This window comes from Pseudomonas fluorescens (genome assembly GCF_902497775.2).
GTDB classification, from domain to species: domain Bacteria; phylum Pseudomonadota; class Gammaproteobacteria; order Pseudomonadales; family Pseudomonadaceae; genus Aquipseudomonas; species Aquipseudomonas putida_F.
In genome coordinates, this window is sequence record NZ_OZ024668.1 from 3,786,255 (window position 1) to 3,813,112 (window position 26,858).

Genomic DNA, 26,858 nt, shown 5'->3' on the forward strand with positions numbered 1-26,858 from the left:
CTGAACCATCCTGAAGAGAAGGCCCATGCCGTTGATTCTTTATAGCGATAGCTCACCTAATGGCTTCAAGATCACCATCGCCCTGGAAGAGCTGGGGCTGCCCTACACCCTCAAGCACGTGCAGATCGACCATGGCGAGCATCGCCAGGCTGACTTTCTCAAACTCAACCCCCATGGCCGTATTCCGGTGCTGGTTGATCCCGAGAGCGATATCACCCTGTTCGAATCGGCGGCGATTCTGCTGTATCTGGCTGAAAAGAGTGCACGCCTGCTGCCGAGCATCCCCAGCGAACGCTGGGCAGCCATCACCTGGTTGCAGTTTCACGCGGCGAGCATGGGGCCGATTCTTGGTCAGCGCGTGCATTTCGAACTGTTCGCCCAACAGCCCTGCCCCGAGGCCATCGCCCGCTACCGGCATCTGAGCGAAGAACTGTTCAACACCCTCGACCAGCGCCTGGCCGGTCAGCCCTGGCTGGCGGGCAGCACCTACTCGATCGCTGACATCGCCACCTTCGGCTGGACCCATATCGCCCGGGTTATCGACTTTGACTTCAGCCAGTACCGGCATCTGAGCGCCTGGCATGAACGCGTCAGCCAACGCCCTGCCGTCCAACGCGGCATCCGCCTGCCGGCACCTGCCACTGGCCCCTGAACCGAGAAAAGGATTTTATCGATGAACCCGACACCGACGGGCGCCAGCGCCCATGCCTTCGCCCAGCACCCCGGCTATCGACGCATGTTCGCCGCAGACCACCTGACCCTGGGCATCTTTTTGCCGCTGCACTTCTACCGCGGCAACATGGCGGTGCTCAATGGCCAGGCCGCACTGGTCAGCGAGACTGACCGCCTGGGCTTTGCCGCCGCCTGGGTGCGTGATGTGCCGCTGTACGATCCGCACTTTGGCGATGCCGGCCAGCTGTTCGATCCTTTTGCCTACCTGAGCTACCTGGCCGCTCAAACCCGACGAATCGCCCTGGCCACGGGCAGCGCGATCTTCTCCTTGCGTCATCCGATCGACCTGGCCAAGGCCGCGACCACCATCGATCAACTGTCCGGCGGGCGCCTGGTCATGGGCATCGCCTCCGGTGATCGGCCGGTGGAGTTTCCCGCCTACGGCCTGGAACACAACGCGCGTGGCGAACGCTTTGCCGAGGCAGTGCGGTATTTTCGCCAACTACTGCAGGCTGGCGACCAGCCGATTGAATCAGTACTGGGCCACCTCAGCGGCGCACAACTGCTGCCCAAGCCGGTCAGCGGTACGATTCCGCTGCTGGTCACCGGCAGCTCGCGCCAGCCCATGCAGTGGCTGGGCGAACAGGCCGATGGCTGGCTGACCTTCCCCGACACCACCGAGAACATCCTCGGCCCACGGCGCCTGGCCGAGAAAATCCGCGCCTGGCGCGACTGCATTCCCGGTGGCGGCTTTCGCCCGCACGTGACCAACGAGTGGATCGACCTCGACGCCAACCCCGACTTTCCCCGCACGGCCCTGCAAGGCGGCTATGTGCTCAGGACCGGGCGCAAAGGGCTGATTGATCTGCTCGGGGAATGGCAGGATGCCGGGGTCAATCACGCGGCGCTGGGCATTCAGTTTTGCCCGCGGCCGGCGGCTGAGGTGATTCAGGAGTTGGCAGAAGAAGTGCTGCCGCTGTTTGCGTCCCATGAAGGGCCGTTGCCGTTGCGGCAAGACTGGTAGGCCCCAGGCCGCTGCTGACGCTGCGGCCTGGCGCCGCAAAATCACTGACTTTTTGCAATCACAGCGCTCATGTATTGATTCAAATCGCGAAAGTCCTGAACCCTCCACGCGTAGGGTGCCACCTTTACTCCGTTCTCTCGCAACGTTCTGGGAATCAAGTCGCCATTGGGACGAAGTATTACCGATGAAACAATCACGCCCGGGTAATCTTTCAAGCGCTTCTTGAAAGCGGAGGTGGTCAGATCAGGGGTGGGCGGGTTGCTTTTATTGGCCAATGGCCCGGTCCCCTTGATATCTGCCCCGTGGCACATGACGCACCGCTGTAAAAACAGATTTTTCCCATTGGCATTATCCGCAAAGGACGCGGATGCCTGAATCAACGATAAAATCCCGAGCGCAGCGATGAATAGTCTTTTCATTTTCAGGGGCTTTATTGACTCTTCATGCAGCTGCGCCGTTGCCACAGAGAAACGCAGTAGTCAGAAGAATGGCCAGAGAGGCAAAAGTGAGATGGTGTCCCAGGGCAGGTTCGAACTGCCAACCTTCCCCTTAGGAGGGGGATGCTCTATCCAATTGAGCTACTGAGACACAAAGCCGGCAACGAGCGTCGCGCGGCAAGGACGGCGTGCATGTTAACCAGCAGCCCGGCATTTGTCATGTCATCCGTGGGGCTTTTTGCCTGTGGGCTTTTTAACAGATCGTGCAATCTGCAATGAGGCAGTCAGCCATCATTGCAGATTGCACGGGAAAGCCCTTGAAAAAGATGCATAGGCTACTGATTTTAAAGGGTAAAACTCGGTAAAAAGGCTGGCATGCAGTGTGCATTGATCACTTCATAAAAAGTGGCTTGAGGTCAGCCCTCACCTTTACGGAGCATGCCCATGAACAGCACCCTGCTTCTGCTCAACGCCCTGGCCCTGGCCGCTCTGGTTGGGCTGGTCGTGCAACCAGATGGTGTTGCCGTGCCTGTGCAGGCACACGCGGCGCCAGCGATACAGGCGCAACCGGCGGTGTTCGGCACCCTGGCTGCGCAAGTACAAGGCGCCCCCCAGGTCAGCAGCGAACGGTTGGTGTTCTAGGTTTCAATTAGCGCCGAGCAGACCCTGCTCGCGCAACAGCCCCAGCAAGCGCTGAACTGCATCGGCCAAGGACGTGGAATTGTCCAGCACTTGCACCTCACCATCCTCTACCCTCACCTGCTGCGCCCGTGCCAGACGCTGCTCGATGTCTTGCGCAGTTTCCCGGCCGCGCGCCAGCAAGCGCTGGCGCAACACCTGATGATCAACCCGCAACAGCACCGGTAACAGGTTCGGATAGCGATCGCGGGCCTGCTGCAAATGCGCGCGCGAGCCATTGACCAGCACCGTGCGCCCCTCAGCCAGCCAGGCATCGATCTGCACCGGTATGCCATAGGCCAGGCCATTGGCCTGCCACTGCAGGGCAAACGCGCCCTCAGCGCTCAGGCGCTGGAACTGCTCGGGGGAGACACCAATGGCATCTTCACCCTTGGCCTCGGCCGAACGGGTGATCACGCGCCGAGCAATGTGCACGTTCAGGCGCTGCAGTTCAGGGCGCGCCGCATCGATCAGGGAATCTTTTCCGGCTCCTGATGGTCCCATCAGGTACACCAGACGACCCGGGTTCACTGTACGCCGCGTCGCGCTTGCGTCATGCTGCATAGCCACTATGCTCAATGGTAGGAAAGCACGCGCATTCTAGACGCTTTCCAGGGCCTTTTCTGCCTGATGCATGCCGTTGCCGACGAAGGTCCACTGAGCCGGAAATCGAGAAAATGAAAACTTTTCAAACCAGTGCTCATTTCTGATAATTGGTACTGGCAAAACGCCTTTATCCGGTTCAATATTTGTCACAGAATTGACGCCAAGGAACCGGCGATAATGAGGCATGATTCACGCCTCATTCACAATTCAGGTTGAACATTTTGACGCCGGGATGGTCGTAGTGACATCGTGCGGCCAATTTCGAGAACCGCTTCCCCCTGAACTAAAACCGGTCAATTATATGCGCCCAATGAAACAGGCTATTTACTCAAGCCGCACTGCTGACAAATTCGTCGTCCGCCTCCCCGACGGAATGCGTGAGCGCATTGCCGAGGTAGCGCGCAACCACCACCGCAGCATGAACTCGGAAATCATCGCTCGCCTGGAACAGAGCCTTATTCAGGAAGGTGCACTGGGTGAAGAACTGAGCATGCGTCTGGACAGCCCGGAACTGTCCCTGCACGAGCGCGAACTGTTGCAACGTTTCCGCCAGCTTTCCCATCGCCAGCAGAATGCGCTGGTATCGTTGATTGCCCATGACGCCGAGATGGCAGCTGACGCTTCCTGATTCCGTGGCACAATCACTAAAGGCCAATGCCCGTGCATTGGCCTTTTTTTGGCTCTTCAGGAAACCAGGGTTGGGATGTTGAGACGGCGAGTTTATCCATTCAGTGTGGGGCTGCTGGCCCCTTGCGCCTTTACGGCGGCCTACTTTTCTCTTGGGAAAAGGTAGGCATGGAACTGTCACGTGACATGCACTCACTTCCAGGCGCCGCGAAAAGCGACTTCAGGAGGCTGAGCGTAGGTGCCTGTAGGGGCAGTGCGTAGCACCTTCGGGCCGTAAAGGCGCAAGGGGCCATCAGCCGCGCCAAAGCGACTGGATCAGCCCACAGCCTCAACATCCCAGCCAGGACTCCCAAAACCCCCTATTGATTGCCTGAATCAAACCCGCTTGCTACGCGACAGCAGCCACAGCAGGTAGCAACCGCCCAGCAATCCGGCGCTCAAGCCGATGGGCAAGTTGAGGTTGAAAGCCAGGCGCTGGCTGAGCAGGTCAGCGCCCAGCAACAGCACCGCCCCCATCAGCGCCCCGGACACCAGCGGTACTTCTGGCGCGCCGGTCAAGCGCCGGGCGAGTTGCGGCGCGGCCAGGGCGATAAAGGCTATGGGCCCGGCAGCGGCAGTGGCAATCGCGGTCAACCCCACCGCGGTCAAGACCAAGATCAGCCGTGTACGCTCCGGGGCAATACCGAACTGGCTGGCAGCGTCATCGCCCATCTCCAGCAGGTCGATACGCCGAGCGTGGCAAACAACCACCGGCACAATGACGATGAACCCCAACGCCGCCGGCAGCACATGAGACCAGGTTCGGGTATTGAGCGACCCCGCCAGCCAGATCTGTGCCGACATGGCCCGATCGAGGTCGCCGGTAACCAGCAGCACCGTATTCAAGCCCGAGAGCATGGCGCCGACACCAATCCCCACCAGCACCAGGCGATAGCCGCCCGTACTACGTCCGCGCATCGACACTACAAACACCAGCAACGCGGTGCCGACACCGGCCAGTACCGCAGCCAGCGAGGTTCCCAAGGGACCGGCATCGAACAGGATGATCTGCACGATGGCGCCACTGGCCGCCCCGGTGGTGAAACCGATGATGTCCGGCGAGCCGAGGGCATTGCGCGAAATCGACTGGAAGATCGCTCCGGCCATGCCCAACGCCCCGCCCACCAGCAGTGCGGTCAGTGCCCGAGGCAGGCGAACGCGCTGAATGACCCGATCCGCAGTCGGGTTGGCCCCTCCCCCCAGCAGGCTGTCGAGCACCTCACGGGCTGTCAGCGGCAACGACCCGACCCCCAGCAAAACAATCGCCAGGCCCACCACCAGTAGCGCCAATAGCACACAAACCAAGGCAGTGCGTGGCCGCCAACGCAGCGAATAGCGCCCCAGGCGCAGCACCGAACCGGTCATGAGCGGCTCACCCGAAACCTGCGTACGATGACAATGAAAAACGGCCCACCGATCAACAGCACAATGATCCCGGCCGCGACTTCTGCAGGTGCTGCCACCACCCGCCCGATGACATCGGCCCCCAGCAGCAGAATCGCGGCAAACAACCCGGCGTACGGCACTATCCAGCGATAATCCGCCCCCACCAGCCTTCGCGCCAGATGCGGGGCCACCAGGCCGACAAAGCCGATCGGCCCGGCGGCCGCTGTAGCAGCCCCGGCCAGCAGCATGATCGCCAGGCAAGCCAGTAACCAGGTGGCGCGAACATTGACCCCCAGGGCCTGACCCAGATCCGTGCCCAGCGCCAGGGCATTGAGGTTGCCGACGATGGCCACCGCCACGGCCACCCCCAAAGAAACCACGATCGCCAGCACCGCCAAGGTCTGAAAACCGCTGCTTTCGACCGAACCCGCCGACCACTTGCGAAAGCTCTCGAACACCTCCAGCGGCGCATTGAGCAGAATGATCCCGGTGACAGACCCCAGCATCACCGACAGCCCTGCACCGGCCAGCACCAGACGCACCGGGTTGGTACCGGTCTCACGAGCCTGGCCCAGCATGAACACGGCAACCCCGGCCAACCCGGCACCGACAAAGGCGAAACCCAGGTACTCGACGATGCTCACCAGTTTGAACAGGGTCACGCCAATGATCACCGCCAGTGCCGCCCCGGCATTGATACCCAGCAACCCGGGTTCGGCCAGTGGATTACGGGTGAGCGCCTGCATCAGTGCGCCGGCAACGCCCAGGGCCAAACCGGTGAGAATGGCTACCAAAGTGCGGGGAATACGTAGTTCTCGAATCACCAGATGCTGATCGTTGCCTGGGTCATACCGCCAGAAAGCATCAGCGATGTCAGCCAGACCAATGCCCCGTGAACCGATCAGCAGGCTGCAGACCACCAACAGGGCGAGCACGCCCAGGCCGATCACCAGGCCCGATGAGCGCGGGCGCCGAGATCGGGACAAACTCAAGGCGAACTGCCCGGCCATCGCCATGATTCAGCGCAGGTTCCGGGCAATGGTGTCGATCATCTGTCGACCGGAGTAATAGTCGATACGAAACGAGGTCGGGCCCAGGGCATAGACCTGCTTGCTGATGACCGCCGGCAGGTTGGCCAGCAGCGGGTCGGCGAGAAACGCTTGCACATCGGCGTCAGTGGCACCGAGCAGAAAGACGCTTTCACCGCTGATGGCTGCAGACAGGTTCTCGCGCGAGATGAACTCGAAATCCGCGGATCGAGTGACCTCCCTGCTCAAGGCTGGCGGCAGGCTCGCGACCTTGATCCCGAGCACGTTGAACAAGCGTGCCTGCGGGCTGGAGGCGTGCCCGATGGAATAGCTGCCACCAATGTTGTAACCGACAATGCTCACCCCGCCTTTGGGTGGCGTGATCCGGGCAGCGGATTGCGCGGCGTAATCATCGAAGGCCTTGATTGCCGCCTGGGCTTGCGCCTCGTGGCCAGTGGCTTTGCCCAAGGTGGTGGCGATTTCTTGCCAGCTCTGGTTCGAATAATTGACCACCACGGTGGAAATGCCCTGGGCTTCAAGCTCGGCCTGGTGCTGGACAGCACTGTCGGCACCGGTTGCGCTGAGCACCAGCAAGTCCGGGTTGGCGCCGATCACCGCTTCGATATCGAACACCAGGTTGCGGTACAGCACTTGAACCTGACGCTGATCGGCAACACTCGCCCACTGGCTGAAAAACCCCTTGCTGTCGGTCATCCAGCTCGGCGTGGCAGCCGCACTGGCAACCAGCGGCGCGTCTATGGCCAGGAGGATGCCGGTGATACTCGGCGAGGTGGAGGCGATACGCAACGGCTTGGAAGGCTCGCCCGCCGCGCTTGCCGGGCGCACCGCAAACACGCTACAGGCAAGCAGGAGAAGCGCCGCAGCAGCAAGCACTGGCGCAATAGTGAGCTTTTTCATCGGCAATTTTTCTTCGGCAACAGGTCGGCAGGATGCACTCGACAGCAAGCGCTGTCATGGCTAAACGTGGATGCGATTCAATCGCATTCCATATTGCAGAATTAATTCCGCGCATGCAATACTCGCCGTCAAGCTGCCAGCAAGGAACGGCTACCCATGACCCATCGCCTGCATGCTGACACCGTGACGCTGCGTTACGACCAGCGCACCATTTCGACCGACCTGTCGATCGCCATTCCCGATGGCTCTTTTACAGTGATTGTCGGGCCGAATGCCTGCGGAAAATCCACTCTGCTACGGGCGCTATCGCGCCTACTGGTCCCTACCCACGGGCGAGTAGTGCTCGACGGCAAAACCATCACCGAGCGTGGCGCCAAAGAGGTCGCACGGCGCCTTGGCCTGCTGCCACAAAGCGCCACGGCACCGGACGGCATAACCGTCGCCGACCTGGTGGCGCGCGGGCGCTTTCCTCATCAGTCATTCTTGCGCCAATGGTCCGAAGCGGATGAACAGGCGGTCACTGCCGCCATGGCCGCAACCCAGGTCAGCGAGCTGGCGGAGCGAGGGCTGGATGAACTGTCCGGCGGCCAGCGTCAGCGGGTCTGGATTGCCATGGTCCTGGCGCAGCAAACCCCGATCCTGCTGCTTGATGAACCCACCACCTTCCTCGACATCGCTCACCAGATCGAATTGCTCGAACTGCTGGCTGATCTCAATCGCCAGGGCCGGACCATCGTTGCCGTGCTGCACGACCTCAATCAGGCCTGCCGCTACGCCTCGCACCTGATTGCCATGCGCGACGGCGCGGTGCTCGCGCAAGGCACGCCAGGGGCCATATTCACCGAGGCGCTGGTAGAGGAGGTATTCGGCCTGGCCTCGGTGATCATTGCCGACCCGGTCACCGGCACCCCGCTGGTAGTACCCAAGGGGCACCAGCTGCAGATTCAACCGCGCTGATCGAAAATCCGCCCGCCCGTGGCCTGGTTGACCAGGCCGGCTTCGCGGTACAGCGCCTCGCGATCCTCTGCTGTCTTGAGCTGGCCCAGGTCAGTGACCGTGGTCAACACGCAGACGATTTCCTGCTGGGCATCGAACACCGGCGCGGCCTGGCCGGTGACGTTCGAGAGCAGATGGCTGGTCAGCTCGGCCCAGCGACCATTGCGTACCTCATCAAGCAACGCCTTGCTCGGCGGCGTGCCGCGAAAATGCGCCGGCTGCTGCTTGCGCGCGGCATCGATCACCGCCTTGGGTAAAAACGCCTGGAACACCAGGCCGCAAGCGGTGTTGTCGATCGGCAGGATGTCGCCCAGGGCCAACGGGTTGATCGAGAAATAGGCGCTACGGTACCAGCGCACCAGGGTCGGCCCGCGGTCGGTCCAGATCGCTACCCCACCACTGGCGGCATGCTGCTGAGCCAGGGCCTTCATGTGCTGGGCGGCAATGTCCACCGCATCGACACGCTTCAAGGCGCTGATACCGATGTTCAAGGCCGCCGGCCCCAGGTCGTAGAGGCCGCTGGCCGGGTCCTGCTTGGCCAGCCCTTCCTTGACCAGGCTCTGCAGATAACGGTGGGCCGTCGAGCCCCCCGTCGCGGTGCGCCGAGCGACCTCCCCCAGCGCCAGTTCACTCTCGGCATTGGCCAGCACCTGAAGAAAACGCACCGCGATCGACACCGACTGAATGGTGCCGGAACGCTTTTCCGGGGCTGTCTGCGCCTCTTCGTCCAGGGCGGTCATCTCGTTATTCAATTGCTCGGTCTCCTCAAAGGCGCGCACGGTCGCACTCGTTGGCGGCCATGATACCGATTCCACGAATCTCTACCTATTCCCATTTTGCGGAATGAATTCTTTATTGAGGAACGCAATAGCACCATGCTACCCTCGAACGGGAAAGAGGATCATTCTCATTTGGGGGCATCTTGAAGGCACATCCACACCGCACACTGCGCCAAGGCTTTAGTGTATTCACACTCTCGACATTGCTGGCATCGCCCTACACATTCGGGCAAAGCGTCGTCACTACCACCCAGCAGAGCGTTGTTTTCGAGCCGATCATCGTCACCGGTGAGAAGCTCGAGCGCGACCTGAAAGACACCGCCTCCTCCGTATCGATCAAGACCGCCAAGGAAATCGACAAGGAAAAGACCGGCAGCGCTTCGGTGTCAGAAGTGCTCAATGATGTGCCCAACGTGATCTACACCGACTCGGTCGGCGCGCCGATCATCCGTGGCCAGGATACCCAGGGGCCGAACAATGGCCAGAACGTGTTCTGGGGCGGCACCGTGCCGCGGGCGACGATCAACCTCGACGGCCATTACCTGAACTACAACGAGATGTTCTTTGGTGCCACCTCGGTCTGGGATATCGACAGCATCGAAGTGTTCCGCGGCCCACAGACCACCTCGCAAGGGGCCAACGCGATTGCCGGCGCGATCATCGTCAACACTAAAGATCCGACTTTTACCCCGGAAGCGGCCTACCAGACCGAGGTCGGTAGCTATGATGCCAAGCGCAGCTCGGTTGCCGTTTCCGGCCCGTTGATGGGCAATGAACTGGCCGGCCGCCTGGCGGTGGACTACTCGGCGCGCGACACGTTCATCGACTACGACAACCCGAAGTTCCAGCGCGGCAAGGCCGACCAGAACTTCCGCGCCGTCACGGCCCGGGCCAAGCTGCTGTGGGTGCCCGAGTCGCTGCCGGGGCTTGAGGCCAAGTACACCTTCTCGCACAACGACAGCAACCGCCCGAGCCAGGAGGCCGCCTCGGCGCCCTTCCACAAGCTCGACCACGACACCACCACCATGCCCAGCTGGGAACAGGACACCAACACCAGCGTGCTGGATGTCAGCTATGACTTCGACAACGGCATCAAGCTGTTCAACCAGGCGCAGTACTCGCTTTCCAACGTCCAGCGGGTCACCGGCATTGCGGGCGAAGGCGACGCCGATATCAAGCAGAAGAACGCCTCCAACGAGTCGCGCATCACCTTTGGCGACGCGCTGGATACCCTCAGCGGCATGGGCGGCATCTACTACGCCCACACCAAGACCGACGAAACCCTGAACCTGCGCGGGCTCTCGGCCTTCGATGACACCAAGGAGAACCTCGGCATCTTTGCCGAGCTGAACTACCGCCTGAGCGATCGCTGGACCCTGAGCACCGGCCTGCGCTACCAGCAGGATCACATCGAGCGCCAGGGCAACTCGGTACTGGCGCCAACGGCACTGGACTACGAGAAAACCTTCTCCGCCCTGCTGCCCAAGGTCTCCCTGGCCTACGCCGCGACCCCGGACTGGACCGTCGGCGCCCTGGTCAGCCGTGGCTATAACCCAGGTGGCGTGTCGCTGAACCTGACCACCCGGCAATGGGCCTACTTCAAGGAAGAGTCGATCTGGAACTATGAGCTGTTCAGCCGCGCCAACCTGCTCGACGACCGCCTGATTCTCAGCAGCAACCTGTTCTACATGGACTTCAAGGACGCCCAGTACAACATCCCGGTGGTGATTTCCCCGGGTGTCGCCCAGTCCTACACCATCAACGCGGAAAAGGCCCACGCCTATGGCCTGGAACTGAGCGCCGATTACCGCGTGCTCGACAACCTGACCCTCAAAGCCAGTGCCGGTACCTTGCGTACGCGCATCGACAAGATCTCCAGCAACACCGACTACCAGGCCAACGAGTTCGCCCGCTCACCAGGCTACACCCTGAGCTTCGGCCCGAGCTGGGACATCACCGACGCGCTCAATCTCAACGTCCAGGTCCGCCACCTGGATGGCTATTACTCCGACACCGCCAACACCTCGTCCTACTCGGTGAAGCCCTACACCCTCACCGATGCGCGGATGAGTTACCAGTTCAACAAGCAGGTGCAGCTGTACGGCTACGTCAAGAACGTATTCGACGACCGCTCCCCCACCTATATGCAGCAGAACCGTGGCATCGGTGGCACCGAGGCGAGCATGACCCTGCCGCGCATGGTTGGCGTCGGCATCAAGGGCGCGTTCTGAGCCCGCCTACCCATAACGAGGAGAATCGCAAGGATGAGTACCCCCAAGCGCCTGCACATTGGCCTGTCACTGGCGCCGACCTGGTTGAGCGGCGATGGCTGGCGACGCGACAACAGCAACATAGAAGGCATCTTCACCGCCGAGTTTGCGATCGATCTGGCCAAGCGCGCCGAAGCTGCGCACCTGGACTTTGTCTTTCGACCCGACGTCCACGCGCTGGTACCGGAGATGCTCGAAAGCGGCTCGGGATTCGCCAGCCTCGACCCGAGTATCCTGCTCGCGGCGGTCGCCCAGCACACAACGAAGATCGGCCTGGTCTCGACCGTATCGACTACCTTCTTGCCACCCTATGTGGTCGCCCGGCAGTTGCAGTCATTGAACTGGATCAGCAAGGGCCGGGTTGGCTGGAACATCGTCACTGCCCTGCAAGGCCATGAAAATTTCGGCCTGAGTGCGATGCCCAGTGCCGATGAGCGTTACCAGCGGGCTGCGGAGTTCACTCGGGTAGTCCATCAGTTGTGGCAAAGCTTCCCCAGCGATGCGTTGAAACTGGATCGCGGTACCGGCCGCTACGCCGACGCCTCACAGGTTCGCCCCATCGACCACGACGGCGCTCACTTGAAGGTCAAGGGCCCGCTCAACCTGCCGGAGTACGCCCATACGCGAATCCCGTTGGTGCAAGCTGGTGCCTCGGACTCGGGCCGTGACTTCGCCGCCTCGGTGGCCGACCTGGTGTTCGCACCGACCCCGGATATCGAAGCGGCGCTCGAGCTGCGCCGTGATCTTTCCCGTCGCGCGGAAAAACACGGCCGCAGACCTGCCGACATTCGCCTGCTGCCCGGTTTGAGCCTGTACCTGGCCGACACCCGCGAGCAGGCCCGCGCGCTGTTCATGCAAACCCACGCGCGCATCGACAAGCCGCGCAAGTTTGCCTCGATCAAGGAGATGACCGGGCTCGATCTAAATGACTGGCCAGAAGACCGGCCAGTAACCCGCGAAGACTTGCCACCGCCAGTAGCCACCCCTAATAGCCGCACCCACACCAATCTGTTGCGACGTCTGATCGAGCGTGAATCGCTACGGGTCAGTGAGTTGTTACTGCGCCCGGAGGTGATCTCTGCAGCGCACTGGCAGGTGATCGGTACGGTGGACGATGCTGTCGAGAGTATTGTCGAGTGGACTGCGGCCGGGGCGATCGATGGTTTCATCGCCGCGCCCGGTGGCTCGGTGGAATCGGTACATCTGTTCCTTGAGCAGGTGATGCCACGGTTAGTGAAGGCCGGGCTGTTTCGCGAGGGCTATAGCGGCTCGACCTTTATCGAGCACCTCACCGAGCAATAAACACCAGGCAAAAAAACACCCCTCTCGAGGGGTGTTTTTTTGCCGATGGCCAATCAGAGCAGGAAGATGGTGGCAAGGCCGAGGAAGATGAAGAAGCCTCCACTGTCGGTTACCGCCGTGATCATCACGCTGGAGCCCATCGCCGGATCGCGGCCCAGGCGCACCAGGGTCATCGGGATCAACACCCCCATCAGCGCCGCCAGCAACAGGTTGAGGGTCATGGCGCCGGTCATGACCACGCCGAGCGACCAGCTGTCATACAGCAGGTAGGCGACCACACCAATCACCCCACCCCAAATCAGGCCGTTGATCAACGACACCGCCAGCTCCTTGCGCATCAACCGCGAGGTGTTGCCGGGGCTGACCTGGTCCAGGGCCATGGCACGTACGATCATGGTGATGGTCTGGTTACCGGAGTTGCCACCGATACCGGCAACGATCGGCATCAGCGCCGCCAGTGCCACCAGTTTTTCAATCGAGCCTTCGAACAGGCCGATCACCCGCGAGGCGACAAAGGCGGTGATCAGGTTGATCGCCAGCCACGCCCAGCGGTTGCGCAGCGAGCGCCAGACCGAGGCGAAGATGTCTTCTTCTTCGCGCAGACCGGCCATGCTCAGCACTTCGCTTTCGCTCTCTTCGCGGATCAGGTCGACCATTTCATCGATAGTCAGACGGCCGATCAGGCGATCGCTCTTGTCGACTACCGGCGCGGAAATCAGGTCGTAACGCTCGAATGCCTGGGCGGCATCGTAGGCGTCTTCATCCGGATGGAAGCTCACCGGATCGCTGGCCATGACCTCGGCGACTTTCTTCTCCGGGTCGTTGACCAGCAAGCGCTTGATCGGCAGCACGCCCTTGAGGATGCCGTCGTAGTCGACCACGAAGAGTTTGTCGGTATGACCGGGCAACTCCTTGAGCCGGCGCAGGTAGCGCAGGACCACTTCGAGGCTGACGTCTTCGCGGATGGTGACCATCTCGAAGTCCATCAATGCACCGACCTGGTCCTCATCGTAGCTCAGGGCCGAACGTACGCGTTCGCGCTGCTGGGCATCGAGGCTTTCCATCAGCTCGTGGACAACATCGCGCGGCAGCTCAGGCGCCAGGTCGGCCAGTTCGTCGGCGTCCATTTCCTTGGCGGCGGCGAGCAGCTCGTGATCGTCCATGTCGGCGATCAGGGTCTCACGGACCGAGTCGGACACTTCGAGGAGGATGTCACCGTCGCGCTCGGCCTTGACCAGTTGCCAGACCGTCAGACGATCGTCCAGCGGCAGGGCTTCGAGGATGTAGGCAACGTCGGCGGAGTGCAGGTCGTCGAGCTTGCGTTGCAGCTCGACCAGGTTCTGGCGGTGAACGAGGTTTTCTACCAGGTCATGGTGATGACCTTCCTGACGGTGGGTCAGGTCTTCGACCACGCGTTGACGCTGCAGCAGTTCGACCACCTGGGCCAGGCGATCCTGCAGGCTTTCTTGCGTCTTTTTTACTTCGATTTCAGTCATAGGCGAACTCCACTCCCAGCAGCGGAGCACGCCGGGAGATCAATCAGTCAATTCTTGATTGGCAAAACTTGCTATTGAGTAACTACTGGGTAAGTCCATGGTGGTATTCCACAAGCCCCGGCGGGGCTGACGGGCGCAATCATACACCGCTTGAGCTGTCTGGGTGCTGAAAAAATCGCGGCTAGAACAATCGTTTGCGAGACATACTTGTGACAACGTATGCAGGCAACAGTGCGACGGCGGCAGCGCGAAAAAAAACACATCGGGGTCGGCAAAAAATTGCGCGGGGCAGACACGGCAGCGATGACAGTTTATTCATCACGCCTTACCGGAAGATGAATGCCGGAAAGCAAAAAGCCCGCCTTGATAGGCGGGCTTTCTGTTGTATGGTGCACTCAGGAGGATTCGAACCTCCGACCGCTCGGTTCGTAGCCGAGTACTCTATCCAGCTGAGCTATGAGTGCAGGTTGGCGCTTGTTAGACCAGATCACCTCTGGTTACAGCTAAAGCAACTTTCAAACTGAAAACTGCTTTGATGTATGGTGCACTCAGGAGGATTCGAACCTCCGACCGCTCGGTTCGTAGCCGAGTACTCTATCCAGCTGAGCTATGAGTGCAGGATTGGCGCTTGATGGACCAGATCACCTCTGGTTGCAGCTGAAGCAGCATTCAAGTTGAAAACTGCTTCGTCGTATGGTGCACTCAGGAGGATTCGAACCTCCGACCGCTCGGTTCGTAGCCGAGTACTCTATCCAGCTGAGCTATGAGTGCATTTGTTACCGCGCATTATAGGCCGCTAAATCATTTTGCCAACCACTTTTTCGTTTAATTTCAACGACTTAGGCGATTCAGGCAGATTACAGCGTCCTACATGAATAATGGCGGAGAAGGGGGGATTCGAACCCCCGATACCCTTGTGAGGTATACTCCCTTAGCAGGGGAGCGCCTTCGGCCACTCGGCCACCTCTCCGCAACACGGGGCGTATAATAACCAGACCCTTCCCCGTTTGCAAACTCTTTTTTGAAAAAAACTCGATAAAAATTAATGGGTTGGTTCTTCGTCCTTCTCTTTCTTGATCCGCAGGTAGATTTCCTCACGGTGGACGGCCACTTCTTTAGGGGCGTTTACCCCTATCCGCACCTGGTTTCCTTTGACGCCTAGCACGGTCACGGTGATTTCGCCGTCGCCAATGATCAGGCTCTCGGCGCACCGACGAGTCAGAATCAACATAGCTTTCTCCTCACGCAATTCAGTTCAGGGATAACAGTCTGCAAAAAAAAGGGCTTCAGCCTACAACCCGTGACGGCTGCCGACCTACGCCTAAGTATTGACTAGCGCGAGCAAAACCACAGATTTCTCACGCCAGCCAGAAAAACGAAGGGCGCGGCCATGCCGCGCCCCTGAGGCAGCCGCCTTACTCGCCCTGTCGGGCCGGGGCGTCCAGCTCGAAGGCGGTGTGCAGGGCGCGCACCGCCAGTTCCAGGTACTTCTCTTCTATAACCACCGAGACCTTGATCTCGGAGGTGGAGATCATCTGGATGTTGATGCCCTCCTTGGCTAGCGCTTCGAACATGCGGCTGGCGACACCGGCATGGGAACGCATGCCGACGCCGACGATCGAGACCTTGGCGATGTTGGTGTCACCTACCACTTCGCGAGCGTTGAGCTCGGCGGCGGTCTTGTCCAGGACCTTGTGGGCCTTGTCATAGTCGTTGCGGTGCACGGTGAAGGTGAAGTCGGTGGTGTTATCGTGCGAAACGTTCTGCACGATCATGTCGACTTCGATGTTCGCGGCACTGATAGGGCCGAGGATCTTGAAAGCAACGCCCGGGGTATCCGGTACGCCACGGATGGTCAGCTTGGCTTCATCGCGATTGAAGGCGATGCCGGAAATGATCGGCTGTTCCATGGATTCCTCTTCATCAATGGTAATGAGGGTACCCGGACCCTCCTGGAAGCTGTGCAGCACGCGCAGCGGGACGTTGTACTTGCCGGCGAACTCGACGGCGCGGATCTGCAGCACCTTGGAACCGAGGCTGGCCATTTCCAGCATCTCTTCGAAGGTGATCTTGTCCAGGCGCTGGGCCTGGGCCACCACGCGGGGGTCAGTGGTGTAGACACCATCGACATCGGTGTAGATCTGGCACTCGTCAGCCTTGAGCGCTGCCGCCAGGGCCACGCCGGTGGTGTCGGAGCCACCACGACCGAGGGTGGTGATGTTGCCGTGCTCGTCGACACCCTGGAAACCTGCAACCACAACCACGCGGCCAGCCTTGAGGTCGCCGCGAATCTTCTGGTCGTCGATCTGCAGGATGCGCGCCTTGTTGTGCGCGCTGTCAGTGAGGATCCGCACCTGGTTACCGGTGTAGGACACCGCCGGAATACCACGCTTGATCAGCGCCATGGCCAGCAAGGCGATAGTCACCTGCTCGCCGGTGGAGACGATCACATCCAGTTCACGTGGAACCGGCTGATCGCTGATCTTCTTGGCCAGCTCGATCAGGCGATTGGTTTCGCCGCTCATTGCTGACAAAACCACCACCAGGTCATCGCCGGCTTCGCGGAACTTCTTGACCTTGTCGGCAACCTGCTCGATTCGCTCGACTGTGCCGACCGAGGTACCGCCAAATTTCTGTACGATCAACGCCATTTCAAAGCCGCCTCAGCCCATGAAGGGCACCCAATAAACATTCAATCAACGCCATGGCCCGCCACTGGACGGCGGGCCGATGTACGCCTTAAACGCCCTGCTCAACGAAGGGCACGGTCAAGGCCAGTGCGCTGTCCAGCGCAGCGGTGTCCACGCCACCACCTTGCGCCATGTCCGGACGACCACCGCCCTTGCCACCCACCGCCGCAGCGGCTTGTTTCATCAAATCACCGGCTTTGAGTTGGCCAGTCAGGTCTTTGGTCACACCGGCAACCAGCACGACCTTTTCCTCATGGACACTGCCGAGCAGGATCACTGCGCGACCGAGTTTGTTCTTCAGCTGATCGACCAGCGCCAGCAGCGCCTTGCCATCCTGGCCATCCAGACGCGCGGCCAGGACTTTGACGCCCTTGACCTCGACGGCTGCGTTGGACAGGTCGTCGCCAGCTGCACTGGCGGCCTTGGCCTGCAGTTGCTCCAGCTGTTTTTCCAGCTGGCGGTTGCGCTCAAGCACTGCCGAGAGCTTGTCGATCAGGTTTTCGCGGCTGCCCTTGACCAGTTGCGCGGCTTCCTTGAGCTGCTCTTCGGCGGCGTTCAGGTAAGCCAGTGCGGCAGCGCCGGTGACCGCTTCGATCCGGCGTACGCCGGAGGCCACGCCACCTTCGCTGATGATCTTGAGCAGGCCGATATCGCCGGTACGCTTGGCGTGGATACCACCGCACAGTTCGACGGAGAAATCGCCGCCCATGCTCAGCACCCGTACGCTGTCGCCGTATTTCTCGCCGAACAGCGCCATCGCGCCCTTCTGCTTGGCGGTTTCGATATCGGTCTCTTCGGTTTTCACCTCGGAGTTCTTGCGCACTTCGCGGTTGACGATGTCTTCCAGGGCCTTGAGTTGCTCCGGCTTGACCGCCTCGAAGTGACTGAAGTCGAAGCGCAGGCGCTGGCTATCGACCAGCGAGCCCTTCTGTTGTACGTGATCGCCCAGCACCTGGCGCAGCGCAGCGTGCAGCAGGTGGGTGGCGGAGTGGTTCAGCGAGGTGGCGTGCTGAACGTCGGCATCGACGCGGGTCTGCACCTGGGCGCCGACGGTCAGGGTGCCGCTGGCAACCACACCGTGGTGCAGGAAGGCGCCGCCGGTCTTGGTGGTGTCGCGCACGTCAAAACGCACGTTGCCTGCCTGCAGGTAGCCGGTGTCACCCACCTGGCCGCCGGACTCGGCGTAGAACGGCGTACGGTCGAGGATGACCACGCCCTCCTCGCCTTCGCCCAGTTGCTCGACGACCTTGCCGTCCTTATAAAGAGCAACGATGTTGGCGCTGCCTTCAGTGGCGTTGTAGCCGGTGAACTCGGTCGCCACGTCGACCTTGACCAGGGTGTTGTAGTCCAGGCCGAAGGCGCTGGCGGAGCGGGCACGCTCACGCTGGGCTTCCATTTCACGCTCGAAGCCTGCTTCGTCGATGGTCAGCTCGCGTTCGCGGGCGATGTCGGCGGTCAGGTCCATCGGGAAGCCGTAGGTGTCGTACAGCTTGAACACCACGTCACCCGGCACTACGGTGCCCTTGAGCTCGGCCAGGTCCTGCTCGAGGATCTTCAGGCCCTGCTCCAGGGTCTTGGCGAACTGCTCTTCTTCAGCCTTGAGCACGCGCTCGATGTTGGCCTGCTGCTGCTTGAGCTCGGGGAAGGCTTCGCCCATCTCGGCCACCAGGGCGGCGACGATCTTGTAGAAGAAGCTGCCGGTGGCACCCAGCTTGTTACCATGGCGGCAGGCGCGACGGATGATGCGGCGCAGCACGTAGCCGCGGCCTTCGTTGGACGGCAGCACGCCGTCGGCAATCAGGAAGCCACAGGAACGGATATGGTCGGAAACCACCTTGAGCGACGACTGCTCTTCGTTCTTGCAGCCGATGGCCGCGGCGGCGGCGCTGAGCAGATTGCGGAACAGGTCGATCTCGTAGTTCGAGTGCACATGCTGCATGACCGCACTGATGCGTTCCAGGCCCATGCCGGTATCCACCGACGGTGCTGGCAACGGGTGCAGCACGCCATCGGCGGTGCGGTTGAACTGCATGAAGACGTTGTTCCAGATCTCGATGTAACGGTCGCCGTCTTCTTCCGGCGAGCCGGGTGGGCCGCCCCAGATGTCGGCGCCGTGATCATAGAAGATCTCGGTGCATGGGCCGCACGGGCCGGTATCGCCCATGGTCCAGAAGTTGTCGGAGGCGTATGGCGCGCCCTTGTTGTCGCCGATGCGCACCATGCGCTCGGCCGGTACGCCAATCTCTTTGGTCCAGATGTCGTACGCCTCGTCGTCGCTGGCATAGACGGTGACCCAGAGTTTTTCTTCCGGCAGGCCCAGCACCTTGGTCAGGAAGGTCCAGGCGTAGGTGATGGCGTCTTTCTTGAAGTAGTCACCAAAGCTGAAGTTACCCAGCATTTCGAAGAAGGTGTGGTGACGGGCGGTATAGCCGACGTTTTCCAGGTCGCTGTTCTTGCCACCGGCGCGCACGCACTTCTGGCTGCTGGTTGCGCGGGTGTAGGCGCGCTTTTCCTGGCCAAGGAAGCAGTCCTTGAACTGGTTCATCCCCGCGTTGGTGAACAGCAGGGTCGGGTCGTTGCCCGGAATCAAGGAGCTGGAGGCAACTCGGGTGTGTCCCTGCTCTTCGAAGAAGCGAAGGAAGGCTTCACGGATTTCTGCGCTTTTCATAGGTTCTTCCACGGAAACGGCGGCCTTAAGGCAAATGCTTGCGTCAAATTGACGAAACGACGGCAAAGGGCCGCATTATATCGGGCCTTAGGCTTGGGTGCAGTGTGTTTATGCTATAGAAACCGTCAATTGGACGGCCTGCAACGACAACGACAGCGAAAAACCGCTCGCTGCCACCCTGCCCGACCTCTCAGGGCCTGTTTTGATCTGATCACACAGTATTACTGGGGCCGTACAAAACAATTGGCAAGGTTTCCCGGATGAAATGTCCTTCATCCGGAAAAAACCGTTAGCAGCCTATACGTTCACCCGACAACTGTGCTAATAATTCCCCGCCGTCGGTGATCGACGGCAACGTTCTCAGGGCGGGGTGCAATTCCCCACCGGCGGTAATTGCGCGCAATGCGCATAGCCCGCGAGCGCTTGCAGGCCAGCCTGCAAGGTCAGCAGACCCGGTGTGATCCCGGGGCCGACGGTCATAGTCCGGATAAAGAGAGAACGGGATAGGTGCATCCGCGCCTGTCGTTGTGCACTTGCATGGCGAAATCCCCTTCGATCCAGCGCCCTGTTTCTCATACAAACAGGAGTCCGTTTCAATGCAACCTACCGCAATCGATAGCAAGAACCCTACCCACGAGCGCATCGCCTTCATCCAGGCCTGCTGGCACAAAGATATTGTCGACCAGGCGCGCAAGGCATTCGTCGAGGAAATGGGTAAACAAGGCTATCAGGCGAGCGATATCGATTTCTTCGAAGTCGGCGGCGCTTTCGAGATCCCCCTGCACGCCAAGCTGCTGGCCCGCGGCGGTCGCTACGCTGGCATCGTCGCCGCCGGCCTGGTGGTCGATGGCGGCCTGTACCGCCATGAATTCGTCGCCCAGTCGGTGATCAGCGGCCTGATGCAGGTGCAGCTGGAAACCGAGGTGCCGGTGTTCTCGGTGGTGCTGACCCCACACCATTTCCATGCTGGCGACGAGCACCAGAACTTCTATTTCGAGCACTTCCTGGTGAAAGGCGCCGAAGCGGCCAAGACCTGTGCCGACACCCTGCAGAAGCTGCGTGCCCTGCGCCGCAATGAATCACCACAGAAACGAGTGGGGTAACGCGTGGGGCGGTAGCGGCGTCGCGACGCCGCTCCTGCCCATACATATGTATCGCCTGTGGTTTCGTCATGCGCCGTAGGCTGAGATCTCACCTGAAAACGAGATCTACATCATGAGCAACGAAAGTAATGCTACCCCTATCAAAATCGACGGAAAAGTTAATACACCTTCCGTCATCATCGAAGAACTGGACGAAGCAACCCAAGACTTCAGGGTAGAACGCCAGCGCTTCACACTGCACAAAGATGCCCGCGTCATGGTAGAGCGCTGGGTCCAGACGGCGAAACTCGATTGGGAAGATGCCGGCGAAAGTGATGAAATCGTGATCTGGTCACGCTCCTCGGATATTGCCCTGAGCCAGGCAGGTAGCCAGCTCAACGTGCGCGTCGATAATCAGGATTATCTGATTAGCCCTTCCACTGCCTCGCAGCGGCTGACGCTTCAGGTACTCAAAAGCGACCTGCCGCTTGGCCTCGCAGAGGGCTTCAACTGGCCACTGCGCATTGATAGCGGCGCCAGCAGTTCCAAGACCCTGATCCAGACCGAAGACGAGTATCTGCGCATCTACGGCACGCCACAGTTCCAGTTCCGGATTCTCAATCAACTGGCATTGCTGGATGGGCACCGTGAACTCAAGGCGCTACTGGATGACAGCAAGAACGCTCTGGCCGGCAGGGTTGTCAATGTGCTGATCATGGAGCAGTCCGTCAAAGCGGGCGGCGTAATAGGCGCTAGCGTGTTCCCGGCGCCCTACGCACGCGAGAGCGAAATAGCGCTGCTGTACAACCCTTACGACGGTGTCGACAGTGACACCGAACTGTTCAAGTTGCTGTATCGCATCTTCGATTCCATCATCAGCCCTTCTGTGCCTGCGTAATCCGCCTCAGACCAGTTGCTCGTCACTCGCGGGCACGATCAGAATCCCCGCCCGAAGGCCATTCTTGACCTTCGGGTTGGGAAAGATGATGCGCGCGCCCTGCTCCTCGACAATCCAGCGGGTGTTGGCGATATCCTCGGCGAGCAGATAGCCGGGCTCCAGCTCCGAGAAGTTTTCGATATCCGCCGGCAGGTGCAGCTTAAACTGCTCGCTGTGCTTGATGATCTCGCGCGCCACGTTGAACAACTGCAAACCATCCAACAGCTCGGGCTCCTCAGGCTCGGTGCCGTCGATGATCTGCTTGAGGCGGGCTTCCAGGCGCTCGACGTTGACCTGGCCGTTCTGCCCGAACGGCCGCGCCTTGCCCAGCTCCAGGGTAAAGGCTTCAGCCCCCAGCTGTTCATAGGTGTAAGCGGTGAAGGTAATCGAGACCTGACTCTGCAGCAGCACCGCTTCCATGCCCGCCGCGCGCAAGCGGGCCAACTCCCGACGCGAATGCTGGCGGCCTTCCTTGTACGGATAGAGCGCGAACTGCTCGATCTTCGAACCCCGAATGGCGGTGTGCAGGTCGTAATGCAGGCGGGCGCGCTCAGGGAGACTGAAGAAGGTCGCCGCCAGGCGCTCCAGCTCACAGGCACGCAAGGCTTCAGAACCGCTGGACTGATCGTGGCGGCCATTGAACAAGCGGTTGACGTCCTGCTCAAGGTAACGCTCGCCGCGACGGATAGCCTCGGGGTTACCGAACAGGAACAGAATACGTGCACGCGGCTTCAGGTCGCCGCGGGCAATGTCGTGCAGCAGCCGGTCGAGCAATTCGATCGGCGCGGTTTCGTTGCCATGGATACCTGCCGACAGCAGCAGGTCCAGGCCATTGTCACGACCCTCGGGCGGGCGCACTTCAAGAGCGCCCTCACCGAGCCAGCGCATGCGTACGCCGTCGACAGTCAGCTGGGTCTTCTCTGCCGGTTCGCGACCGGCCAGGGTCAGTTCAAGCAGTTTGCCGAGGGCGAGCATGGGCTATTCCTTAGTGATGGTGGCCGCAATCGGGACCATGGACGTGATCATCATCGTCGCCGGCATCGGCCGGTTCCATTTCCAGTTGCAGGCTCACCAGGTTGGTGGCCAGCGGGCGCAGCAGCAGGTTGGCGTACTCGGTGTCGTCTTCTTCGACGTCGACGCCGATCAGCAGCTGACCACGGCCATCCTGCTGAATCCATACCTCCTTGCCTTGCCAGACCACCGCAAAGCGGGTGCAGGAGGTTTCCAGCTGGGTGCCATCGTCATCTTCAAGGATCAGCTGCAGGGCGTCGGACATAGTCGAATTCTCTCTCAAGGTTGGAGTTGGAACGGATAGACCGAACCCAGTTTGAGGATCTGGGTCAGTTCATCCAGTGCCGCACGACATTCCAGCAACAGCTGCGGATCGGCCAGGTCGGTTTCGCTCAGGCGATCGCGGTAGTGTTTGTCGACCCATTGGGTCAGGGTGTCGTACAGCGGTGCGGTCATGATAACGCCTGGATTGACCGCCGCCAGCTCCGTTTCATTCAATGCCACGCGCAAGCGCAGGCACGCCGGCCCGCCGCCGTTCTGCATGCTCTGCTTGAGGTCGAAAACCTTGACCTCGCTGACCGGCCCGCCAGAGCTGGTCAGGGACGACAGATAGGCCCAGACCCGCTCGTTGTTGCGGCACTCTTCCGGCACGATCAGCAGCATCGAACCATCGGCGCGAGACAGCAACTGGCTGTTGAACAGGTAGGAACGCACCGCGTCCTCAACCGTGACAGCCGAGCGCGGTACGCAAATCGCCTTGAAGCTACCGCCTCGTTTAGCCAGTTTAGCTTGCAGTTGGCCAAGCATCGCCTCGGTCTCGAGGAAGGCGTCTTCGTGGTAGAACAGCACTTCGCCGTTACCCACAGCGATCACATCGTTGTGGAACACCCCCTGGTCGATTACCGCCGGGTTCTGCTGGGCAAAGACCACGCCCTCCTCGCTCAGGCCATGCAGCCGTGCGACGGCTTGCGAAGCCTCCAGGGTCTGGCGCGCCGGGTATTTCTGCGGCGCCGGGTAGCGGGCGTCGAAGGCACTGCGGCCATAGACGAAGAACTCGACGCCGGCCTCGCCGTAGCTACGGCAGAAACGCGTATGGTTGGCCGCACCTTCATCACCGAACTGCGCCACCGCCGGCAGGGCCGCATGGTGGGCAAAGTGCTGCTGGTTGGCGAACATGGCGCCGAGCACGCGACTGGTGGTCGGGTGCTCGATGCTGCGGTGGTACTTGCAGTTGAGGTTGGCGGCAGTGAAGTGCACGCGGCCGTCGGCGGTGTCGGCACTGGGGCTGACGGTGGCGGCGTTGGCCACCCACATGCTTGATGCCGAGCAGCTGGCAACCAGCAGCGGCATCGCCTCTTTGGCGGCTCGTTCGATCACTTGCGCGTCAGTACCGGCAAAGCCCAGGCGGCGCAGCGCAAGCACATCAGGACGCTCCTGCGGAGCCAGTACGCCCTGCTGGAAGCCCATCTCCATCAACGCCTTCATCTTCGCCAGGCCCTGACGCGCCGCCTCCCGCGGGTTGGACGCCTGCTGGCTGTTGCTTTGCGAAGCAACGTTGCCGTACGACAGCCCGCCATAGTTGTGCGTCGGTCCGACCAGACCATCAAAATTCACTTCAAACGATTTCATCGGCAAGGCTCCGTGGACCTTTTGTTATAGGGAGACGCCGGGCGTCAGTGTGGCAGGCAGGGTCAGGCTGGCGGTCTCCAGCGAGGCTACCGGATAAGCGCAGTAATCGGCCGCGTAGTAGGCACTGGCGCGGTGGTTGCCGCTGGCACCCACACCACCGAACGGCGCGCTGCTGGCGGCGCCGGTCAACTGCTTGTTCCAGTTGACGATGCCGGCGCGGCTTTGCAGCCAGAAATACTGGTAGCGCGCATGGGAATCGGACAACAGCCCGGCTGCCAGCCCGTACTGGGTGTTGTTGGCCTCGGCGATGGCCGCATCGAAATCGCGGTAGCGGATCACCTGCAGCAGCGGGCCGAAGAATTCTTCATCAGGGCGCTCAGCGACTGCGGTGACATCGATGATGCCCGGCGTCAGCAAGGCGGCCGTGGCTTGCGGCTGGGTCATTTGCAGCAGCGACACGCCACCGTTGCCCAGCAATTGCGCCTGGGCATCGAGCAAAGCCTTGGCCGCGCCCAGGGAAATGACCGAACCCATGAACGGTGCCGGCTGATGATCGAACGCCCCCACCGAAATGTTCTTGCTCACCTCGACCAGGCGCTTGAGCAGCGCATCGCCCCAGGCACCTTGCGGCACCAGCAGGCGGCGCGCGCAGGTGCAGCGCTGGCCGGCGGAAATGAACGCCGACTGGATGATGGTGTACACCGCAGCGTCCAGGTCTTTGACCTCATCGACCACCAGCGGGTTGTTGCCGCCCATTTCCAGGGCCAGGATCTTGTCCGGGCGCCCGGCGAACTGCTGGTGCAGCAGGTTGCCAGTGCGGCTGGAGCCGGTGAAGAACAAGCCATCGATGCCCGGGTTGGCAGCCAGGGCCACGCCGGTTTCGCGGGCGCCCTGGACCAGGTTGAGCACGCCTGCCGGCAGGCCGGCCTCGATCCAGCACTTGACCGTCAGCTCGGCGACTTTCGGGGTCAGCTCGCTGGGCTTGAACACCACGGTGTTACCGGCCAGCAGCGCCGGAACGATATGCCCGTTGGGCAGGTGACCGGGGAAGTTGTACGGGCCGAACACCGCAACCACGCCGTGGGGTTTGTGCCGTAGCACGGCGGTGGCATCGGCCAGCGGGCCGCTCTTTTCACCGGTGCGCTCGCGGTAGCTCTGTACCGAGATGGCCACCTTGTTGACCATGCTGGTCACTTCGGTAGTGGCTTCCCACAGTGGCTTGCCGGTTTCTTCACCGATGCAGCGCGCCAGTTCGTCGGCATTGGCCTTGAGCGCGGCGGCAAAGGCTTCGAGCACGCTGATGCGCGCTTCCAGCGACTGCAGCGCCCAACCGGCAAAGGCCTGGCGCGCGGCCTTGACCGCGCTGTCGACCTGCTCGGCGTTGGCGCCCTGTCCTTGCCAGACTACCTGCTGGCTGACCGGATCGAGTGATTGCAGCGCTTCGCCCTGCCCTGCCTGCCAATTGCCAGCGATAAAGTGAGTCGTCATTATTTGGCCTCCCGGGCAGCAGACAGTGGTACGGCACGCACCTGGTCACCGGCGCTCAGGCGCAGGCGTTTGGCGGTCTGTGGATCGACCACCAGGGTGCCGGCAGCAAGGCGCGCAGGTGCGGCGGTGATGCGGCAGTCTTCGCGCTTGCGGTTATGGATGATGAACGGGGTCGCGTCGTCGCCCGGGGTGCCGACCGCAAGCACCAGCGCCTGGCTATCGTGCACCGCGCGAATCTTGGCGGTCTCGCACTCCACCGCAGGCCCGGCGTCGAAAATGTCGACATAACCCTGGTAACTGAAACCTTCGCTCTTGAGCATCGCCAGCGCTGGCTCCGTGTCGGTGTGCACGCGGCCGATGATGTTGCGCGCCGCTTCCGAGAGGAAGCAGGTGTACAGCGGGAACTTGGGCATCAGCTCGGCGATGAACGCCTTGTTGCCGACGCCGGTCAGATAATCGGCCTGGCTGAACTCCATCTTGAAGAAGTGCCGGCCCAGGCTTTCCCAGAACGGCGAACGGCCCTGCTCGTCGGACATGCCGCGCATCTCGGCAATGATCTTGTTGCCGAACAGCTCCGGGAACTCGGCGATGAACAACAACCGCGCCTTGGCCAGCAGGCGGCCATTGAGGCCACTGCGGTGGTCGCCGCGCAGGAACAGCGAGCACAGCTCGGAGTTGCCAGTGAGATCGTTGGCCAGGAACAGGGTGGGGATTTCCCGATAGATGTTCAGTTCCTGGGACGCGCTGACGGTCAGGCCGACCCGGTAGTTGTACCAGGGCTCACGCAGGCCGACCGCGCCGGCGATGGCGGAGATCCCCACCACCACGCCTTCGTCGTTTTCCAGCACGAACAGGTAATCGGCATCGCCGCGCTCGGCTTCGCCACGGAAGGTCTTCTCGGCCCAGCCGACCCGGTGCGCCAGGCGCTCTTCGTTGGCCGGCAAGGTAGTCAGGCCGGTGCCGGTGCTGCGCGCCAGCTCGATCAGCGCGGGTAAATCGCTGCTGCGTACGGGACGAACGATCATGCTATCTCCTCGGGCGGCGGCCTGTGGCCTGCCGCAAAACTCGACCTGGGTGCTCGGTTATCGAACCGCA

At 61.2% G+C, this 26,858-nt stretch carries 25 protein-coding genes, 5 tRNA genes and 1 riboswitch; of the genes, 9 read left to right on the forward strand and 21 right to left on the reverse strand.

Annotation, left to right across the window (positions count from 1 at the left end):
* Positions 1-25: 25 nt before the first annotated feature.
* Positions 26-652, forward strand: coding sequence for a glutathione S-transferase family protein (locus tag F8N82_RS17335; protein ID WP_038996429.1), 627 nt, complete (start codon positions 26-28; stop codon positions 650-652).
* Between the two features lie 21 nt (positions 653-673).
* Positions 674-1,696, forward strand: a complete 1,023-nt coding sequence (locus F8N82_RS17340; RefSeq protein WP_038996430.1) for an LLM class oxidoreductase — start codon at positions 674-676, stop codon at positions 1,694-1,696.
* Positions 1,697-1,737: 41 nt separating this feature from the next.
* Here the strand turns inward: F8N82_RS17340 and F8N82_RS17345 are convergent, their stop codons facing one another.
* Both F8N82_RS17345 and F8N82_RS17350 read right to left on the reverse strand, forming a co-directional pair.
* On the reverse strand, positions 1,738-2,115 hold the full coding sequence (locus F8N82_RS17345) for a c-type cytochrome (RefSeq protein WP_038996431.1): 378 nt from the start codon (positions 2,113-2,115) through the stop codon (positions 1,738-1,740).
* Between the two features lie 92 nt (positions 2,116-2,207).
* A tRNA-Arg gene (locus F8N82_RS17350) sits at positions 2,208-2,284 on the reverse strand.
* Between the two features lie 293 nt (positions 2,285-2,577).
* Here F8N82_RS17350 and F8N82_RS17355 point away from each other — a divergent pair.
* Positions 2,578-2,775 carry a hypothetical protein gene (locus F8N82_RS17355; RefSeq protein ID WP_038996432.1) on the forward strand — a complete coding sequence of 66 codons (198 nt, stop codon included), beginning with the start codon at positions 2,578-2,580 and terminating at the stop codon, positions 2,773-2,775.
* 3 nt (positions 2,776-2,778) lie between these two features.
* Here the strand turns inward: F8N82_RS17355 and phnN are convergent, their stop codons facing one another.
* Together phnN and F8N82_RS17365 are read right to left on the reverse strand one after the other, a co-directional pair.
* Positions 2,779-3,375 (reverse strand): phosphonate metabolism protein/1,5-bisphosphokinase (PRPP-forming) PhnN, encoded by a 597-nt coding sequence (gene phnN, locus F8N82_RS17360; protein ID WP_038996433.1) that lies wholly within the window; start codon positions 3,373-3,375, stop codon positions 2,779-2,781.
* 36 nt (positions 3,376-3,411) lie between these two features.
* Entirely contained in the window at positions 3,412-3,603 is a 192-nt protein-coding gene (locus tag F8N82_RS17365; protein WP_080764785.1) for a hypothetical protein, read from the reverse strand.
* Positions 3,604-3,718: 115 nt separating this feature from the next.
* Between F8N82_RS17365 and F8N82_RS17370 the strand changes: the two genes are divergently transcribed.
* Complete coding sequence (locus F8N82_RS17370; protein WP_010226671.1) at positions 3,719-4,045, forward strand: Arc family DNA-binding protein; 327 nt, start codon at positions 3,719-3,721, stop codon at positions 4,043-4,045.
* 374 nt (positions 4,046-4,419) lie between these two features.
* Here the strand turns inward: F8N82_RS17370 and F8N82_RS17375 are convergent, their stop codons facing one another.
* Genes F8N82_RS17375 through fepB form a run of 3 tightly spaced genes read right to left on the reverse strand, consistent with a single transcriptional unit; the run spans position 4,420 to position 7,415 of the window.
* Positions 4,420-5,448 (reverse strand): FecCD family ABC transporter permease, encoded by a 1,029-nt coding sequence (locus tag F8N82_RS17375; RefSeq protein ID WP_038996434.1) that lies wholly within the window; start codon positions 5,446-5,448, stop codon positions 4,420-4,422.
* Positions 5,445-6,479: a FecCD family ABC transporter permease gene (locus F8N82_RS17380; RefSeq protein ID WP_038999538.1), complete on the reverse strand. Its 1,035-nt coding sequence runs from the start codon at positions 6,477-6,479 to the stop codon at positions 5,445-5,447. The genes F8N82_RS17375 and F8N82_RS17380 overlap by 4 nt, the downstream gene beginning before the upstream one ends.
* A 9-nt stretch (positions 6,480-6,488) precedes the next feature.
* Positions 6,489-7,415 (reverse strand): Fe2+-enterobactin ABC transporter substrate-binding protein, encoded by a 927-nt coding sequence (fepB, locus tag F8N82_RS17385; protein ID WP_038996435.1) that lies wholly within the window; start codon positions 7,413-7,415, stop codon positions 6,489-6,491.
* Between the two features lie 156 nt (positions 7,416-7,571).
* On the opposite strand from fepB, the gene F8N82_RS17390 reads away from it, so the two are divergent.
* Positions 7,572-8,372 (forward strand): ABC transporter ATP-binding protein, encoded by an 801-nt coding sequence (locus F8N82_RS17390; RefSeq protein ID WP_038996436.1) that lies wholly within the window; start codon positions 7,572-7,574, stop codon positions 8,370-8,372.
* Here the strand turns inward: F8N82_RS17390 and F8N82_RS17395 are convergent.
* Positions 8,360-9,151 (reverse strand): IclR family transcriptional regulator, encoded by a 792-nt coding sequence (locus F8N82_RS17395; RefSeq protein ID WP_080764863.1) that lies wholly within the window; start codon positions 9,149-9,151, stop codon positions 8,360-8,362. The genes F8N82_RS17390 and F8N82_RS17395 overlap by 13 nt on opposite strands.
* Positions 9,152-9,333: 182 nt before the next feature.
* Here F8N82_RS17395 and F8N82_RS17400 point away from each other — a divergent pair, with 182 nt between their 5' ends.
* Together F8N82_RS17400 and F8N82_RS17405 are read left to right on the forward strand one after the other, a co-directional pair.
* Positions 9,334-11,421, forward strand: a complete 2,088-nt coding sequence (locus F8N82_RS17400; protein ID WP_150776933.1) for a TonB-dependent receptor — start codon at positions 9,334-9,336, stop codon at positions 11,419-11,421.
* Positions 11,422-11,454: 33 nt separating this feature from the next.
* Entirely contained in the window at positions 11,455-12,762 is a 1,308-nt protein-coding gene (locus F8N82_RS17405; protein WP_038996438.1) for an NtaA/DmoA family FMN-dependent monooxygenase, read from the forward strand.
* Positions 12,763-12,815: 53 nt separating this feature from the next.
* On the opposite strand, the gene mgtE is transcribed toward F8N82_RS17405, so the two are convergent.
* From mgtE to alaS, 8 genes are all read right to left on the reverse strand, one after another.
* Positions 12,816-14,258 carry a magnesium transporter gene (gene mgtE / locus F8N82_RS17410; RefSeq protein ID WP_038996439.1) on the reverse strand — a complete coding sequence of 481 codons (1,443 nt, stop codon included), beginning with the start codon at positions 14,256-14,258 and terminating at the stop codon, positions 12,816-12,818.
* A gap of 387 nt (positions 14,259-14,645) precedes the next feature.
* Positions 14,646-14,722, reverse strand: a tRNA-Arg gene (locus tag F8N82_RS17415).
* A 76-nt stretch (positions 14,723-14,798) separates the two neighbouring features.
* Positions 14,799-14,875 (reverse strand) — tRNA-Arg (locus F8N82_RS17420).
* Positions 14,876-14,952: 77 nt separating this feature from the next.
* Positions 14,953-15,029: transfer RNA gene (locus F8N82_RS17425), tRNA-Arg, on the reverse strand.
* 108 nt (positions 15,030-15,137) lie between these two features.
* A tRNA-Ser gene (locus F8N82_RS17430) sits at positions 15,138-15,228 on the reverse strand.
* A gap of 72 nt (positions 15,229-15,300) precedes the next feature.
* Entirely contained in the window at positions 15,301-15,489 is a 189-nt protein-coding gene (gene csrA / locus F8N82_RS17435; RefSeq protein WP_010226667.1) for a carbon storage regulator CsrA, read from the reverse strand.
* A 184-nt stretch (positions 15,490-15,673) separates the two neighbouring features.
* Positions 15,674-16,909: an aspartate kinase gene (locus tag F8N82_RS17440; protein WP_038996440.1), complete on the reverse strand. Its 1,236-nt coding sequence runs from the start codon at positions 16,907-16,909 to the stop codon at positions 15,674-15,676.
* A gap of 88 nt (positions 16,910-16,997) precedes the next feature.
* A complete protein-coding gene (alaS, locus tag F8N82_RS17445; RefSeq protein WP_038996441.1) occupies positions 16,998-19,616 on the reverse strand; it encodes an alanine--tRNA ligase in 2,619 nt (872 codons plus the stop codon).
* Between the two features lie 352 nt (positions 19,617-19,968).
* Positions 19,969-20,120, forward strand: a riboswitch (FMN riboswitch).
* Between the two features lie 92 nt (positions 20,121-20,212).
* Between alaS and F8N82_RS17450 the strand changes: the two genes are divergently transcribed.
* Both F8N82_RS17450 and F8N82_RS17455 read left to right on the forward strand, forming a co-directional pair.
* Entirely contained in the window at positions 20,213-20,719 is a 507-nt protein-coding gene (locus F8N82_RS17450) for a 6,7-dimethyl-8-ribityllumazine synthase (RefSeq protein WP_038996442.1), read from the forward strand.
* Positions 20,720-20,831: 112 nt separating this feature from the next.
* Positions 20,832-21,596, forward strand: coding sequence for a hypothetical protein (locus F8N82_RS17455; protein ID WP_038996443.1), 765 nt, complete (start codon positions 20,832-20,834; stop codon positions 21,594-21,596).
* A gap of 6 nt (positions 21,597-21,602) precedes the next feature.
* On the opposite strand, the gene astE is transcribed toward F8N82_RS17455, so the two are convergent.
* Genes astE through astA form a run of 5 tightly spaced genes read right to left on the reverse strand, consistent with a single transcriptional unit; the run spans position 21,603 to position 26,788 of the window.
* The gene (gene astE, locus F8N82_RS17460; RefSeq protein ID WP_038996444.1) at positions 21,603-22,610 is read right to left on the reverse strand and encodes a succinylglutamate desuccinylase; all 1,008 of its coding nucleotides are present in this window, start codon (positions 22,608-22,610) and stop codon (positions 21,603-21,605) included.
* A 10-nt stretch (positions 22,611-22,620) separates the two neighbouring features.
* The gene (locus F8N82_RS17465; protein ID WP_010226660.1) at positions 22,621-22,911 is read right to left on the reverse strand and encodes a topoisomerase II; all 291 of its coding nucleotides are present in this window, start codon (positions 22,909-22,911) and stop codon (positions 22,621-22,623) included.
* 14 nt (positions 22,912-22,925) lie between these two features.
* Positions 22,926-24,275, reverse strand: a complete 1,350-nt coding sequence (astB, locus tag F8N82_RS17470; protein WP_038996446.1) for an N-succinylarginine dihydrolase — start codon at positions 24,273-24,275, stop codon at positions 22,926-22,928.
* A 24-nt stretch (positions 24,276-24,299) separates the two neighbouring features.
* Positions 24,300-25,766 (reverse strand): succinylglutamate-semialdehyde dehydrogenase, encoded by a 1,467-nt coding sequence (gene astD / locus F8N82_RS17475; RefSeq protein ID WP_191626736.1) that lies wholly within the window; start codon positions 25,764-25,766, stop codon positions 24,300-24,302.
* Positions 25,763-26,788 carry an arginine N-succinyltransferase gene (gene astA, locus F8N82_RS17480; protein WP_038996447.1) on the reverse strand — a complete coding sequence of 342 codons (1,026 nt, stop codon included), beginning with the start codon at positions 26,786-26,788 and terminating at the stop codon, positions 25,763-25,765. Before astA ends, astD begins: the two co-directional genes overlap by 4 nt.
* Between the last annotated feature and the right edge of the window lie 70 nt (positions 26,789-26,858).